This is a genomic window from Streptomyces yokosukanensis, assembly GCF_001514035.1.
Classification (GTDB): domain Bacteria; phylum Actinomycetota; class Actinomycetes; order Streptomycetales; family Streptomycetaceae; genus Streptomyces; species Streptomyces yokosukanensis.
The window spans coordinates 15,476-30,316 of record NZ_KQ948214.1; the positions used below are offsets into that span (position 1 = coordinate 15,476).

Here is a 14,841-nt window from a genome sequence, read left to right on the forward strand (position 1 = left end):
TTGGAGCATACGTGCACCGCAGAATCATCGCGCCGGGCGTGCTCGCGGCGGCCTCCCTCCTGCTGGCGATCCCGGCATCGGCCGCGAGCTACTCCCCCGGCGCGCCGGGCATCGGCGACCCCTATTACCCGTACTACGGCAACGGCGGCTACGACGTCTCGCACTACGACCTGAGGCTGCGGTACCAGCCGAAGACGGACGAGTTGCAGGGCACGGCGACGATCCTGGCGAAGACCACGCAGGACCTGTCCAGCTTCGACCTGGACTTCCTGCTGGACGTGAGCGAGGTGCGGGTCAACGGCGCCAAGGCGGCGTTCACGCACTCCCAGCAGCACGAGCTGGTGATCACGCCGAAGACCCCGCTGGCCAAGGGCACACCGGTCACGGTCGTCGTCCGCTACAGCGGGGTGCCGTCCACGAAGAGCGCCTACGGCTTCAACACCTGGCACCGCACGCCCGACGGCGCGGTCGCCGCCGACGAGCCCGAGGCCGCCTGGTGGTGGTTCCCGAGCAATGACCACCCGAGCGACAAGGCCACCTACGACGTGTCGGTGGCCGTGCCGGACGGCACCCAGGCCATCTCCAACGGCACCCTGCAGTCGACCGCGTCGCAGCGCGGCTGGACCCGCTACAGCTGGCGGCAGAACAAGCCGCAGGCGACCTATCTGTCCACCCTCGCCATCGGCAAGTTCGACATCACCACGAGCACCTCCGAAGGCGGGGTGCCGGTCGTCAACGCCTACAGCAAGGACCTCGGCGACAACGACGGGGCCGCGCGGGCGAGCGTGGAGCGCACCGGGGAGATCGTCGACTGGCTGAGCGACTACTTCGGGCCGTATCCGTTCAGCTCGGCCGGCGGGTACGTGCCGAACACCACCACCGGGTACGCGCTGGAGACCCAGAGCCGCGTCTACTACAGCCCGAAGCAGTTCGCGAAGGGCTCCAACGTCTCGGTGGTCGTGCACGAGCTGGCCCACCAGTGGTACGGCGACGACGTGTCGCTGAAGAAGTGGAAGGACATCTGGCTCAACGAGGGCTTCGCGACGTACGCGCAGTGGCTGTGGTCCGAGCACGAGGGCGAGGGCACCACGCAGGAGCTGGCCGACTACGTGTACGCCTCGCACCCGGCCGACGACCCGTTCTGGACGGTCGAGCCCGGCGACCCGGGCGCGGACAAGCAGTTCGACGACGCGGTCTACGACCGGGGCGCCCTCGCGATCCAGGCGCTGCGCAAGGAGGTCGGTGACGACGCGTTCTTCGCCATCCTGAAGGGCTGGCCGAAGGAGCACGCGTACGGCAACGCCTCGGTGGCCGACTTCCAGCGGTATGCCGAGAAGGTGTCCGGCAAGCCGCTCGCGGCGCTCTTCGGCACCTGGTTGTTCCAGCCGTCGAAGCCGGCCGCTTCGGCGGGACGTGCCGCGTCCCTGGTGAAGGCGGGCACGGCGGTGGCTCAGCCGAAGTCGTGGAAGAAGATCGAGGCGGCCCACGGGGGCCACAGCGACGGAGCGGCGCGCTAAGCGGTCTCGGGGAAGCCCGCTCAGGGTCTTGGCCCGGCGGCCCGCTCCAGCAGTTCGTCCCGGCCTATCGACTCCGCTCGGGAGGCCGGGACCGTGCAGGCGTGGGCGCCCGCGATCGCGCCGTAGCGCGCGCACGTCTCGGGCGTCTCACCGCTGAGGCGGCCGTAGAGGAACGCGGCGGCGAAGGCGTCGCCCGCGCCGTTGGAGTCCACCACCGGTGCGGGCGGCGACACCGCGCGAACGCGGGTCAGCTCGCCGTCGGACAGCAGATACGCGCCCTCGGCTCCGGCGGTGGCGACGACGGCCCGGGCCCGGCCCCGCTCGGCGATGCGGTGCAGGGTCCGCTCGGGGTCGGTCAGCGCGGCGGCCGACAGGAAGACGACGTCGGCCGCGTGGGCGAACGGCTCGTGGTACGGGTTCTCGCCGTCCCAGTCGTGCAGGTCCGTGGACAGGGGCACGCCCGCCGCGGTGAGCAGGGGCAGGGCCTCGGCGCAGGGCTGGGTGATCGTCACGTGGATGTGCCGGCTCGCCGCGGCCAGCGACCGCAGCGTCCGCGGCGGGAAGCGGTCGCCGGGGCGGGCGCGGCTGGTGTCGTACAGGGACAGGCGGCGGCCGTCCGGGCCGACGAGGTTGACGGCGCGCCTGGTGCCGGCGGGCTGCGGCAGTGCGGTCAGTCCGATGCCGTGCTCGCGGTGCAGGGTCCGCACGAGGTCGCCCTCGGGGTCGTCGCCGACGAGGTCGAGGTGGTGGGTGCGCAGGCCGAGTGCGGCGAGGCCCAGCGCGACGAAGTCGCCGGTCTGTCCGGCCCGGGTGCGGATCCCGGAGTCGATCATGTAGCTGTCGGCGTACGGGAGGGGCAGTTCGGGGACGTGGATGATCGTGTCCACGCCGGATCCGCCCAGCACCAGGACGTCCGTCGCAGGGGGCTGTGTCGCAGGGCTCGGTGTCACTGGGGTCTGCGTCACCGGGGTCGGTGTCACCGGGGGGCGTGAGGTCATGCGCCACCATCCCCGTGGTCGTACACCGTCACCGTGATCCCTCGTCCTGTGAGCCGCTCGGTGATGAGCGGCTCTGTGCGGGACCACCGGCCGTCCGCCAGGCCGCAGCCTATGCGGGGCATGTGCACCGACGCACCCCGTTCGATCACTTCGTCGGCGAGGCAGGCGAGGGCCGTGTCGATGGCCTCGTAGCAGACGGGGACGCCCTTGCTGCCCCGTCCGGCGCCCCGCCGGCCGATCATGTTGGCCACCCACACCGACGACTCGACCCGGACCAGCTGGACCGCGCCCAGGCCGAAATCGTTGCGAGCGCGGTCGCGGTGCCAGGAGCGGCAGGCCGTCTCCGGCTCCGGCCAGCGTCGTGAGAGCGCGAGCACGAAGCCCTTCCCCCAGCCGCCGAGGTCGTTGCAGACATGGGCGATCACCTTGGCGCCCTTGACCGACGGCACGGCGGCGTCACCCCGGACATACGTGATCTCCGACATGACGCCACCGTAGGCGATGCCACTGACAGTGGCTCTCGGGTTTTCCCGGGCCGCTACTTCGTCAGCTCGGTCAGCTCCTGGTCGGTGCTCTGCGCCACCCGGCGGCGGACGGCGAACCAGCCGCCGACCAGCGCCAGGGCGATCACCGGGATGAGGAGCAGGGTCTTGCGGCCGACATCGGGGTCGTTCCACATCATGCCCAGGCAGACCAGCAGGAAGACGATCGTGGCGATCTCGACGACCGGGCTGAACTTCAGCTGGAAGTGCGGCCGGGTCACCAGGCCGGCGCGGGCACGGCGGACGAAGATCATGTGGCAGACCATGATGATCACCCAGGTGCTGATGATGCCGAGAGAGGCGACGTTCAGCACGATCTCGAAGGCCTGGCTGGGCACCCAGTAGTTCAGGCCGACGCCGAGCACACAGACGCCGCAGGTCAGCAGGATGCCGCCGTAGGGGACCTGGCTGCGGCTCATCACGCGGGTGAACTTCGGCGCGGAGCCGGCCATGGCCATGGAGCGCAGGATGCGGCCAGTGGAGTACAGGCCGGAGTTCAGCGAGGACATGGCAGCGGTCAGCACCACCAGGTTCATCACGTCACCGGCGGCCGGAACACCGATCTTGGACAGCACGGTCACGAACGGGCTCTGGTCGGCGGAGTACACCGAGCCGGGCAGCAGCAGCGCGAGCAGCACGACCGAGCCGACGTAGAACAGGCCCACGCGCCACATGATCGAGTTCACCGCGCGCGGGACGACCTTCTCCGGCTCGGCGGTCTCGCCGGCGGCCACACCGACCAGCTCCAGCGCGGCGTACGCGAAGATCACGCCCTGCATGACGAGGACGACCGGCATCATGCCGTGCGGGAAGACTCCGCCGTGGTCGGTGATGACGCTGAGGCCGGGCTTGGTGCCGTCGACGTCGTGCTGGGTGGCCAGCAGGAAGATGCCGACGAACATGAAGCTCACCAGGGTGGCGACCTTGATGATCGCGAACCAGAACTCCATTTCACCGAAGATCTTCACCGAGATCAGGTTCACGGCGAGGACCACCGCGAGGGCGACCAGCGCCAGCAACCACTGCGGGATCGAGGTGAAGAAGCTCCAGTAGTGCGTGTACAGCGCGATGGCGGTGATGTCGGCGATGCCGGTGGTCGACCAGTTCAGGAAGTACATCCAGCCGGCGACATAGGCGCCCTTCTCGCCGAGGAACTCGCGCGCGTAGCTCACGAAGGAGCCGGAGGACGGGCGGTACAGGACCAGCTCGCCCAGGGCGCGTACGACGAAGAACGCGAAGACGCCGCAGACCAGATAGGCCAGGGCGAGCGCCGGGCCCGCGTTGTGCAGGCGGCCGCCGGCGCCCAGGAAGAGACCGGTGCCGATGGCGCCGCCGATGGCGATCATATTGACGTGGCGGGCCTTGAGGTCCTTGCTGTAGCCGGCGTCGCCCGCGTCCGCGGGCGTCTGGGCCACCTGGGGGGCGGCGGCCTGTGCCGATTCCACGGCGTCCTTGCTCATCGGGTGGTTCCACTTCCTGGTGCGCCCGGGCCTCGCGAGCCCGGGGGTCGTGCAGGGATCGGCCCGCACCACCCTGTCGAGCTGCGGCACAGACCAAGGCAGCAGCTTCCCAGAAAGATCCGCGGATACACGGTGGCCCATGTCACAGAGCGTCGCTTCTCACATGGTCCACTTGCAGTCCACGCGGCGTTCAGCAGAGGTTTCACACTATTGGTGAGACAGCGATACTGCTGCACATGACGACCGATGCCGGGCAGACGCCCCTCACCATCGACGAGCTGGCCGCCCGGGCGGGCGTCACGGTCCGCACCGTCCGCTTCTACGGCAGCAGGGGGCTGCTTCCCCCACCGGTGATCGGGCCCCGCCGGGTGGGGCACTACGGGCCGGAGCACGTGGCACGGCTGGCCCTCATCGAGGAGTTGCAGCGGCAGGGCATGACCCTGGCGGCGATCGAGCGGTACCTGCGGCAGCTGCCCGCCGATCTGACCCCGCACGACCTGGCCATCCACCGCGCGGTGGTGGCGTCCTGGGCGCCGGACGCGATGGACACCGTGTCGCGGCGGGAGCTGGAGCGGCGGGCCGGCCGGTCGCTCACCGCCGACGACCTGGAGCGGCTCATGGCGATGAACGTCGTCATGGCGGCGCAGGGCGGCCGGGCGGGCGAGGAGTGCGCCGACGGCAGCGGGGACGGCGACAGCGACGGCAGCGAGCACGGCGACGCCTTCCGCGTCGATGCGGGGCTGCTCCGGCTCGGGGTGGAGCTGCTCGACGTACCGCTGTCGCAGGAGGTGATCCTCGCGGCGCGCAAGGTGCTCATCGAGCACTCGCGCGCCGCGGCTCACGCACTCTCCCAGCTCTTCCGCGGCGAGGTGGCGGAGCGGAACGCCCAGGACGTGAGGTCCCTGTCGGCGCACATGCACCCGCTGGTGGTGCAGGCGTTGCTGACGACGTTCCAGCGCTCGCTGCGGGAGGAGCTGAGTGGGTGGGTCAGCGGGTCAGGCGCGGACTGAGTCGCTGAACGACTCGCCCGCGCCGGCCTTCCGCACGAGCAGCGCGGGCGGAGTGAACCGCTCGCCGTAGGCCTCGGCGAGTTCCCGCGCGCGGGCCACGAAGCCCGGCAGGCCTCCTTCGTAGCCGTTGATGTACTGGAGCACACCGCCGGTCCAGCCCGGGAAGCCGATGCCGAGGATCGAGCCGATGTTGGCGTCGGCGACCGAGGTCAGGACGCCCTCCTCGATGAGCCGTACGGTGTCGAGCGCCTCGGCGAAGAGCATCCGCTCCTGCATGTCCCGGAACGGGATCTCGTGTCCCGGCTCGGTGAAGTGCTCGCGCAGGCCCGGCCAGAGTCCGGCGCGCTTGCCGTCCTCCGCGTAGGCGTAGAAGCCGGCGCCGCCGCTGCGGCCGGTGCGGCCGAACTCGTCGACCATGCGGTCGATGACGGCCTCCGCCGGGTGGGCGGTCCAGGTGCCGCCGGCCTCCTCGACGGCCTTCCTCGACTCGTTGCGGATCTTGCGCGGGAGGGTCAGGGTCAGCTCGTCCATGAGCGAGAGCACCTTGGCCGGGTAGCCGGCCTGGGCGGCGGCCTGCTCGACGGAGGCGGGCTCGATGCCCTCGCCGACCATGGCGACGCCCTCGTTGATGAAGTGCCCGATCACCCGGGAGGTGAAGAAGCCGCGCGAGTCGTTGACGACGATCGGCGTCTTGTTGATCTGCCGGACCAGGTCGAAGGCCCGGGCGAGGGCCTCGTCGCCGGTCCGCTCGCCCTTGATGATCTCCACCAGCGGCATCTTGTCGACCGGCGAGAAGAAGTGCAGGCCGATGAAGTCGGTCTGGCGCTGCACCCCCTCGGCGAGGGCGGTGATGGGCAGCGTGGAGGTGTTGGAGCACAGCAGCGCGTCCGGGGCGACGACGGACTCGATCTCCTGGAACACCTTGTGCTTGAGCGCGGTGTCCTCGAAGACGGCCTCGATCACCGCGTCGCAGCCCGCGAGGTCGGACACCTCGGCGCTGGGCGTGATGCGGGCGAGCAGCGCGTCCGCCTTCTCCTGGCTGGTACGGCCCTTGGCGACGGCCTTGGCGCACAGCTTCTCGGAGTAGCCCTTGCCCTTGGCGGCCGCTTCCGGGGAGACGTCCTTCAGGACGACGTCGATACCGGCGCGGGCGCACGAGTAGGCGATGCCGGCGCCCATCATGCCGGCGCCGAGGACGGCCACCTTGCGGACCTGGCGGGGCTCGATGCCCTTCGGCCGGTTGGCACCGGAGTTGACGGCCTGGAGGTCGAAGAAGAACGCCTGGATCATGTTCTTCGAGGTCTGCCCGGCGGCCAGCTCCACGAAGTAGCGGGCCTCGATGACCTGGGCGGTCTCGAAATCGACCTGGGAGCCCTCGACGGCGGCGGCGAGGATACCCCGCGGGGCCGGGTAGGGCGCGCCGCCCGTCTGCTTGCGCAGGGTGGCGGGGAAGGCCGGCAGGTTGGCAGCGAACCTGGGGTTGGCCGGCGTACCGCCCGGGATCTTGTAGCCGGGCTTGTCCCAGGGCTGCTGCGATGCGGGGTTGGCGTCGATGAAGGCGCGGGCCTTGGCGAGCAGGTCCTCGGGGGTGGCGGCGACCTCGTGGACGAGGCCGTTCTCCTGGGCGCGGCGCGCGTTGTACTGCTGGCCCTGGAGGAGCACCTTCAGCAGGGCGTCGGCGATGCCGAGCAGCCGCACGGTGCGCACGACACCGCCGCCGCCGGGGAGCAGGCCGAGGGTGACCTCGGGGCAGCCGATCTTGGTGCCGGAGGTGTCGAGGGCGACCCGGTGGTGGCAGGCGAGGGCGAGTTCGAACCCGCCGCCGAGGGCTGCGCCGTTGATCGCGGCGACGACGGGCTTGCCGAGGGTCTCGATGCGGCGCAGGTTGCGCTTGATGGCGAGGCCGCCGTCGAAGAGGTCCTGCGCGGTCTCGGGGGTGACCCGGATCAGGTCGCGCAGGTCGCCGCCGGCGAAGAAGGTCTTCTTCGCCGAGGTGAAGATGACACCGCGGACGGAGTCCCGCTCGGCCTCCAGGCGGTCGGTGATCGCCGCGAGGGAGTCGCGGAACGCCTGGTTCATGGTGTTCGCGGACTGGTTGGGGTCGTCCAGGACGAGGGTGACGACACCGGTGTCGTCCTGCTCCCAGCGGATGGTCGTGCTCTCGGTCATGACAGTCGTCTCCGTTGAAGTCTCTGAAGTCTCTTGGTTCCGCGGGGAGTTCAGATGCGCTCGACGATGGTGGCGATGCCCATGCCGCCGCCGACGCAGAGGGTGGCGAGGCCGTAGCGCTTGTCCTGGCGCTCCAGTTCGTCCACGAGCGAGCCGAGGATCATCGCGCCGGTCGCGCCGAGCGGGTGGCCGAGGGCGATGGCGCCGCCGTTGACGTTGACCTTGTCGAGGCTGAGGCCCATGTCCTTCACGAAGCGCAGGACGACCGCGGCGAACGCCTCGTTGATCTCGACCAGGTCGATGTCGTCGATGGTGAGGCCGGCCTTGGCGAGGGCCTTGCGGGTGGCGGGGGCGGGGCCGGTGAGCATGATGGTGGGCTCGGAGCCGGAGACGGCGGCGGAGACGATCCGCGCGCGTGGGGTGAGGCCGTAGCGCTCGCCGACCTCCTTGGACCCGATCGCGACGAGCGAGGCGCCGTCCACGATGCCGGAGGAGTTGCCCGCGTGGTGGACGTGGTCGATCTTCTCCACCCAGTGGTACTTCTGCAACGCCACGGCGTCGAAGCCGCCCAGTTCGCCGATGTCCGCGAACGACGGCTTGAGCCCCGCGAGGGAGTCGGCGGTGGTGCCGGGTCGCGGGTGCTCGTCGTGGTCGAGGACGACCAGGCCGCTGCGGTCCTTGACGGGGACGACCGAGCGGTCGAAGCGGCCCTCCTTCCAGGCGGTTGCGGCACGCTCCTGGGACAGCGCCGCGTACTCGTCGACGTCGCGGCGGGAGAAGCCCTCGATGGTGGCGATGAGGTCGGCACCGATGCCCTGCGGCACGAAGTTCACGGCGAGGTTGGTCATGGGGTCGTTGAACCAGGCGCCGCCGTCGGAGGCCATCGGAACCCGGGACATGGACTCCACACCGCCCGCGAGGACCAGGTCCTCCCAGCCGGAACGGACCTTGACCGCGGCCAGGTTGACGGCCTCCAGGCCCGAGGCACAGAAGCGGTTCTCCTGGACGCCCGCGACCGTGTCCGGCAGCCCGGCGGCGATGGCGGCGATCCGCGCGATGTCGGAGCCCTGGTCGCCGACCGGTCCGACGACACCGAGGACGATGTCGTCGACGGCGGCCGGGTCGAGGCCGGGGAAGCGGTCGCGGATCTCGTGGATGAGTCCGACGACGAGGTCGATGGGCTTCGTGCCGTGCAGGGCGCCGGTCGCCTTGCCGCGGCCGCGCGGGGTGCGGATCGCGTCGTACACGTACGCTTCGGTGCTCACTGGTGTGCCTTTCGGGAGGGTGGGCCGAGCGGGGTGGGCGGGGTCAGTCGGCGTCGGCGACCGGCCCGTCGTTCACGGGTGCGGGTGTCCCCCAGTCCCGCGCCACCGCCTCGGTGTCCGCGCCGGGCAGGGCGGGACCGGTACGGACGGTGGTGGGGGTGGCGGAGAACCGGGGGGCGGGAGCCGGCTGGATGATGCCGCCCTGCTCGGTGAAGGTGCCGCGGGCGGCGAGGTGCGGGTGATGGGGGGCCTCGCGCAGGGAGAGCACGGGAGCCACACAAGCGTCCGTCCCCTCGAAGACGGCCGTCCACGCGTCGCGGGTGCGGGACTTGAAGCGGGCGGCGACGCGCTCGCGCAGCTCGCCCCAGCGGGTCCAGTCCTTGTGGGCGGAGGCCATCTCTTCCAGGCCGACAAGGCGCAGGAACTCCTCGTAGAACTGCCCTTCCAGGGCGCCGACCGCCATGTACTTGCCGTCGGCCGTCTCATAGGTGCCGTAGTAGGGGCAGCCGCCGTCGAGGAGGTTGGCGGCGCGCCGGTCCTGCCAGCCGCCGGCCGCCAGCATGCCGTGGATCATCGTGGACAGATGGGCCGTGCCGTCGACGATGGCGGCGTCGACGACCTGGCCGGTGCCGGTCGCGCGGGCGTGGTGCAGGGCGGCGAGGACGCCCACGGCCAGGTAGAGGGAACCGCCTGCGTAGTCGCCGAGCAGGTTCGCGGGGAAGGCGGGGGGCTCGTCCGGGCGGCCGATCATGCCGAGGGTGCCGGTGAGCGCGATGTAGGCCACGTCGTGGCCCGCGCGGTGGGCGAGCGGGCCGTCCTGGCCCCAGCCGGTCATACGGCCGTACACCAGGCGGGGGTTGCGGGCGTGGCAGTCCTCGGGGCCGACGCCGAGGCGCTCGGCGACGCCCGGGCGGTAGCCCTCGACGAGGATGTCGGCCCGCTCGGCGAGGTCCAGCACGCGCGCGGGGCCGTCCGGTGCCTTCAGGTCGACCACGATCGACCGCTTGTTGCGGTTGGTGATGTCGTACGCGGGATCGATCCCGAGGCCGGGGCCGCCCGGGCGGTCCACCCGGACGACGTCGGCGCCGAGGTCCGCGAGGAGCATGGCCGCGAACGGGCCGGGCCCGATGCCGGCCAGCTCGACCACGCGCACACCGGAGAGCGGACCGCTGCCCGGCGTCGCCGGCGTCCCTGCCGTCGTCATGCGTCCTGCCCCCAGACATGTGTGACACAACTGATGTAACACCGGCGATGCTAAGAACACGTTCCACCGGACACAAGCCCCAACGAGCAAGCGCTTAGCCAAGTGCCCGGCTCGGCACGGATCACCCGGAAGAGTGAGAGGCAGGAGTTCGACGACAGGGCCTAGGAGGCGGGTGCGTCCAGGGCTGTCCGGCGGTCCGGGGCGGTCAACGCGAACTCGCGTACTTTCCCCGGCTTCTTCGGAGCGCTCATTGCTGCGGCCACCACTGCCTCCGGGCTGGTCGTCGTCACTCGCTCTCCTCACGCTAGCCTCAGCCACCGACAGCGGCGCGAGTTCCGGGACCAAGGGGTGTCATGAGCAGGCTAAACAGGACGGATCGTCCCTACGACCTGGTGCTCTTCGGAGCCACCGGCTTCGTCGGTGCCCTCACGGCGGAGTATCTCGCCGCACACGCGCCGAAGGACCTGCGCTGGGCGGTGGCGGGCCGCGACGCACGCAAGCTGGAGCGGCTGCGCGAGCGCCTGCCCGGCGGCGCGGACGTCGGTGTCCTGCGGGCCGACGTCGCCGAACCCGCGAGCCTGCGCGCCCTCGCCGAGCACGCGCGCGTGGTGGCCACGACCGTCGGGCCGTATGTGCTGTACGGCGAGGAACTGGTCGCCGCGTGCGCGAAAGCCGGGACCGACTACCTGGACCTGACCGGCGAGCCGGAGTTCGTGGACCTGACGTACGTCCGGCACGACGCACGCGCGCGGGAGACGGGCGCGCGACTGGTGCACGCCTGCGGCTTCGACTCCGTACCCCACGACCTGGGCGTGTACTTCACGGTCGGGCAGCTGCCGGAAGGAGTGCCGCTGACCGTGGACGGCTATGTGACCGCCGACGCCTCCTTCTCCGGCGGCACCCTGGCCTCGGCGCTGAACCAGTTCGCGCGCGGCCGGCACCTGCTGGCCGCCGCACGCGAGCGCGGCCGGCACGAGCCGCGGCTGATGGGCCGCCGGGCGGCGGCGCCCACGGGCGCGCCCCGATTCGCCCCGGAGGTCGGCGCCTGGGCGCTGCCGCTGCCGACCCTCGACCCGCAGATCGTGCGTCGCTCGGCCAAGGCCCTCGACCGCTACGGCCCCGACTTCCGCTACCGGCACTACGCGGCGGTGCGCCGCCTGCCGGTCGCCCTCGGCGGGGTCGTCGCCGTCGGCGCGGTGCTGGCGGCGGCCCAACTGCCGCCCGCGCGGCGCTGGTTGTCGAACCGGCTGCGGCCCGGGGACGGGCCGAGCGCGGAGCAGCGGGCGAGGAGCAGCTTCGCGGTCCGGTTCGTCGCAGAGGGCGGCGGGCGGCGTGTGTTCACGGAGGTCTCGGGCGGCGACCCCGGCTACGACGAGACGGCGAAGATGCTCGCCGAGGCGGCTCTGTGCCTGGCCTTCGACGACCTTCCGCCGACGGCCGGGCAGGTCACCACGGCGCAGGCGATGGGCGACGCCCTGACCGGGCGGCTGCGCGCCGCGGGGATCACCTTCCGGGTGGCGGCCACCGGCTCGGTCACCTCCTCCCCGGTTTGAGACTTGCCCGCCCGTCGCCCCGGGTCTGCCTGCGGTCACCGCCTCGAAAGTCTCACCTCGAACCGGGCGACGGCTCGGCCGTCCACGACTCGGCGTATCAGGAGGCCGACGCCTGGCGCCTCGTCGCCTCCTGAGCCCCGCCCGCACCGCCCTGTGCCGCCTCCCGCAGTGCCCGGCGGCACAGGGCGTCCGCCCGGCGCGTGGTCTCCGGCAGCCGGTAGCGCGGGGTCAGGGCCAGGGTGTGGGCGATGGCGTTGTCCAGGCTCACCCGGTGGCCGACGGAGACGAAGACCGGTTTGACACCGTCCCGGGTGCGCAGCGCGCGGCCGACCTCCTCGGTGCCCGCGAGCAGCGCGGCGCAAGCGCCCCGCTCCGCACCGGGATCGTCGTACGCGAAGGTGAAGGGGTTCTTGGCGACGCCGATGACGGGCAGGCCGGTGAGCACGCCGAGGTGGCTCGCGAGGCCGAAGCGGCGCGGGTGGGCGAGTCCGTAGCCGTCGCAGACGACCAGTCCGGGCGGGCAGGGCAGCCGGTCCAGTGCGGCCCGGACGGTGGGGATCTCGCGGAAGGCGAGGAGTCCGGGCACGTACGGGAAGGAGACCCGGCCGACGGCCGTCGCCTCGGCGACCACCTCCAGGGTGGCGGCGTCCAGCACGACGGCCGCGGCGGCGACCAGGTCGAGATCGTCGTCGTAGGCGACGTCGACGCCCGTCACACGGCCCGCCCCGGGCTCCGGTCCGGGCTCGTCGAGCACCACCCGGCCACGCAGCTCGTCCTGTACCGCGCGGGCCTCTTCCTCGGTCGCGGGCCAGCCCGCGGGTACGCCTACGGTCGTCATGGTGATCTCGACTCTACGGGTCCGTGGCGGGCCGTCGGCGCAGGGGGGTAGGCTCGCGATCATGTTCGTACTGGAGCTGACCTACACCGCACCCCTCGACGCCGTCGACGCGCTGCTGGCCGACCATGTGGCCTGGCTGGAGGATCAGTACGAGAAGGGCTTCTTCCTGGCCTCCGGGCGCAAGAACCCCCGGGACGGCGGGGTGATCCTCGCCGTCGCCGAGGACCGCGCCCGGATCGAGGAGATCGTCGCGGGCGACCCGTTCACCGTCGGCGGGGTGTGCACCTACCGCGTCACGGAGTTCATCGCGACGAAGACGGCCCCGGAGCTGGACCGCCACCGGCAGACGCCGGCCTGAGCGACGGGGGCCGGCTCTTCCGCGCGTTCAGCGCGCGTCGCAGTCGCGGCTTGTCCATATGTCCTCGATCGAGGTGCCGGACGCTCACGTCAGCGTTCCAGCCGCGCCACCCTCCCCTGCTCGCCGGCCGCCCAGCAGCTGAGGTCGGGCGTGCAGGCCACGGTGTCGTACGAACCGGTGTCGATCGTGCGCCAGGTGCGGCCGGCGTCGGTGGTCAGGTCGGTGCCGCTGGGGCCGACGGCGAGCGCGGCGCCACGGCTGTGCGGCAGCCAGGCGGCTCCGGAGCGGTAGGCGGGCGGGGGCGTGGCGGCCGGGGTCCAGGTGCGGCCGCCGTCGGCGGTGACGGCCGCGGACCGCGGCGAGGGCTGGTCGGGGCGGTAGTCGCCGCCGACGGCGAGGCCGTGGCCGCGGTCACGGAAGGCGAGCGCGAAGACGCCCTTGGCCGGATCACCGGCCGGGACCGGCGTGTCGGCGGCCGTCCATGTCACTCCCCGGTCGGCGGAGTGCAGCACGCGCGCGTGGGCGCCGCCGCCGGTGGCCAGCCAGACGTCCTTCGGGCCCGAGGTGACCAGGCACTGACCGCTCGCGGCGAAGCCCGCCTCGCCGTCCAGGGCGGGCGGCATGCCGGCCGGTGGCAGCAGCTGCCAGGAGCGACCGCCGTCGCGCGTGGACAGGATGCGGAACTTTCCGTCCACGGGGTCGCTCAACGCGAGGCCGTGCCGGCGGTCGAAGAAGGCCAGGCAGTCGTAGAACGCCTTCGGGTCGGTGTTGCGGAAGGACTCCGTCCAGGTCGCCCCGCCGTCGTCGGTGCGGTACACCCGGGACGCCTCGCCCTCGCCGATGGCCAGCACCACCGCGCGTCGCGAGTCGAACGCCTCGACGTCCCGGAACTCCAGGCTCCCCGCACCCGGCGGAGAGACGTTCCGCCAGCTCGCCCCGCCGTCCGTGGTGCGCAGTACGGTGCCGGCGGTGCCGGCCAGCCAGGCGGTGCGCCGGTCCACGGCCGCGAGGCCCCGGAAGCGGACCTGCGGGGTCCCCGGATCCTTCGACGCCCAGTGCGGGCTGCCCTGGCCAAGGGGCCCGGCCTCGGCCGCGGGCACGGTCAGCGCGGCCAGCGCCGCCCCGCACGCCACTCCCGCCGCCACCAGCCTGCTCGTACGTCTGCCCCGCCGTGTGCTCCCCGAGCGCCTCATGGCGGGCGAAGGTAGCCCACCGGCCCGGCGCCGTCCAGAGGGCGCATGCCCCTCCTCACGGGCCGCACGGCGCTCCCGGCGCCGCACAGGAACGCGGTGACCGAGGTCACTCGTACTCCATGTGCACGGATCGGCCGGATCCGACGTCTCTTCCAGTGTCGGGTGCCACACACCCGGGCGTAGTCCAGCTGTCACGAGGGAGCAAGGCGTTGTCCACCGTCATCGAGCAGCCCGTAGAGGCCCGTCTCGTCGCCGCCGCACCGCGCATGCCGAGCATTCCCGCGACGCTGCGCTACGACCGACGTGACCCGTTCGCCGTCGTCATGACTTTTCCGGCCCCGGCCACCCTCGAAGGGGTCGAGGTGTGCTGGACCTTCTCGCGCGAGCTGCTCGCGGCCGGGCTCCAGGGGCCCGAGGGCCACGGGGACGTCCGGGTGCGGCCGTACGGCTACGACCGCACCGTGCTGGAGTTCCACGCCCCCGAGGGCACGGCGATCGTGCACGTCCGCTCGGGCGAGATCCGGCGCTTCCTCGCGGCGGCCGACGAACTGGTGCCCGTCGGCCTGGAACACCTCCAGCTCGACCTGGACCACGATCTGGCCGAACTGATGCGGGACGCCTGCTGAACGCCACGCGCGTCGTTCCGTTCGACGGCCCGGGGTCGATCACCTCGCCGACGCGCGCGCATCAATCGCGTTGACAGCCCCCGGGCCCCCTCGTACCGTTTACACGGT

Annotated in this window: 14 protein-coding genes; 5 read left to right on the top strand and 9 right to left on the bottom strand. The window is 72.0% G+C overall.

Annotation, left to right across the window (positions count from 1 at the left end; genetic code table 11):
* Nucleotides 1–11: 11 nt before the first annotated feature.
* The gene (locus tag AQI95_RS22310; RefSeq protein WP_067126429.1) at nt 12–1,517 is read left to right on the top strand and encodes a M1 family metallopeptidase; all 1,506 of its coding nucleotides are present in this window, start codon (nt 12–14) and stop codon (nt 1,515–1,517) included.
* 20 nt (nt 1,518–1,537) lie between these two features.
* Here AQI95_RS22310 and AQI95_RS22315 read toward each other — a convergent pair whose 3' ends face one another.
* Genes AQI95_RS22315 through AQI95_RS22325 form a run of 3 tightly spaced genes read right to left on the bottom strand, consistent with a single transcriptional unit; the run spans nt 1,538 to nt 4,517 of the window.
* On the bottom strand, nt 1,538–2,515 hold the full coding sequence (locus AQI95_RS22315; RefSeq protein ID WP_079071398.1) for a PfkB family carbohydrate kinase: 978 nt from the start codon (nt 2,513–2,515) through the stop codon (nt 1,538–1,540).
* The gene (locus tag AQI95_RS22320) at nt 2,512–3,000 is read right to left on the bottom strand and encodes a macro domain-containing protein (RefSeq protein ID WP_067126432.1); all 489 of its coding nucleotides are present in this window, start codon (nt 2,998–3,000) and stop codon (nt 2,512–2,514) included. Before AQI95_RS22320 ends, AQI95_RS22315 begins: the two co-directional genes overlap by 4 nt.
* Nucleotides 3,001–3,053: 53 nt before the next feature.
* A complete protein-coding gene (locus AQI95_RS22325; RefSeq protein WP_067126435.1) occupies nt 3,054–4,517 on the bottom strand; it encodes an amino acid permease in 1,464 nt (487 codons plus the stop codon).
* A gap of 236 nt (nt 4,518–4,753) precedes the next feature.
* On the opposite strand from AQI95_RS22325, the gene AQI95_RS22330 reads away from it, so the two are divergent.
* Nucleotides 4,754–5,527, top strand: a complete 774-nt coding sequence (locus AQI95_RS22330; protein ID WP_067126438.1) for a MerR family transcriptional regulator — start codon at nt 4,754–4,756, stop codon at nt 5,525–5,527.
* Here the strand turns inward: AQI95_RS22330 and AQI95_RS22335 are convergent.
* The 4 genes from AQI95_RS22335 to AQI95_RS49860 form a co-directional block, all read right to left on the bottom strand.
* Nucleotides 5,513–7,696 (bottom strand): 3-hydroxyacyl-CoA dehydrogenase NAD-binding domain-containing protein, encoded by a 2,184-nt coding sequence (locus tag AQI95_RS22335; RefSeq protein WP_067126441.1) that lies wholly within the window; start codon nt 7,694–7,696, stop codon nt 5,513–5,515. The two genes, AQI95_RS22330 and AQI95_RS22335, sit on opposite strands and share 15 nt — an antisense overlap.
* A 50-nt stretch (nt 7,697–7,746) precedes the next feature.
* Nucleotides 7,747–8,961 (bottom strand): acetyl-CoA C-acetyltransferase, encoded by a 1,215-nt coding sequence (locus AQI95_RS22340; RefSeq protein WP_067126444.1) that lies wholly within the window; start codon nt 8,959–8,961, stop codon nt 7,747–7,749.
* 43 nt (nt 8,962–9,004) lie between these two features.
* On the bottom strand, nt 9,005–10,165 hold the full coding sequence (locus AQI95_RS22345) for a CaiB/BaiF CoA transferase family protein (RefSeq protein ID WP_067126447.1): 1,161 nt from the start codon (nt 10,163–10,165) through the stop codon (nt 9,005–9,007).
* 161 nt (nt 10,166–10,326) lie between these two features.
* Nucleotides 10,327–10,455, bottom strand: coding sequence for a hypothetical protein (locus AQI95_RS49860; RefSeq protein ID WP_279617017.1), 129 nt, complete (start codon nt 10,453–10,455; stop codon nt 10,327–10,329).
* A 63-nt stretch (nt 10,456–10,518) separates the two neighbouring features.
* On the opposite strand from AQI95_RS49860, the gene AQI95_RS22350 reads away from it, so the two are divergent.
* A complete protein-coding gene (locus AQI95_RS22350; RefSeq protein WP_067126450.1) occupies nt 10,519–11,718 on the top strand; it encodes a saccharopine dehydrogenase family protein in 1,200 nt (399 codons plus the stop codon).
* A gap of 97 nt (nt 11,719–11,815) precedes the next feature.
* Here the strand turns inward: AQI95_RS22350 and AQI95_RS22355 are convergent, their stop codons facing one another.
* Nucleotides 11,816–12,556 (bottom strand): endonuclease V, encoded by a 741-nt coding sequence (locus AQI95_RS22355; RefSeq protein WP_067126453.1) that lies wholly within the window; start codon nt 12,554–12,556, stop codon nt 11,816–11,818.
* A gap of 61 nt (nt 12,557–12,617) precedes the next feature.
* Here AQI95_RS22355 and AQI95_RS22360 point away from each other — a divergent pair, with 61 nt between their 5' ends.
* Nucleotides 12,618–12,914, top strand: a complete 297-nt coding sequence (locus AQI95_RS22360; protein WP_067126456.1) for a YciI family protein — start codon at nt 12,618–12,620, stop codon at nt 12,912–12,914.
* Between the two features lie 89 nt (nt 12,915–13,003).
* Here AQI95_RS22360 and AQI95_RS22365 read toward each other — a convergent pair whose 3' ends face one another.
* Nucleotides 13,004–14,107, bottom strand: a complete 1,104-nt coding sequence (locus tag AQI95_RS22365; protein WP_208614238.1) for a WD40/YVTN/BNR-like repeat-containing protein — start codon at nt 14,105–14,107, stop codon at nt 13,004–13,006.
* 209 nt (nt 14,108–14,316) lie between these two features.
* Here AQI95_RS22365 and ssgD point away from each other — a divergent pair, with 209 nt between their 5' ends.
* Nucleotides 14,317–14,733, top strand: coding sequence for a spore wall synthesis regulator SsgD (gene ssgD / locus AQI95_RS22370; RefSeq protein ID WP_067126459.1), 417 nt, complete (start codon nt 14,317–14,319; stop codon nt 14,731–14,733).
* The last annotated feature ends 108 nt before the right edge of the window (nt 14,734–14,841 follow it).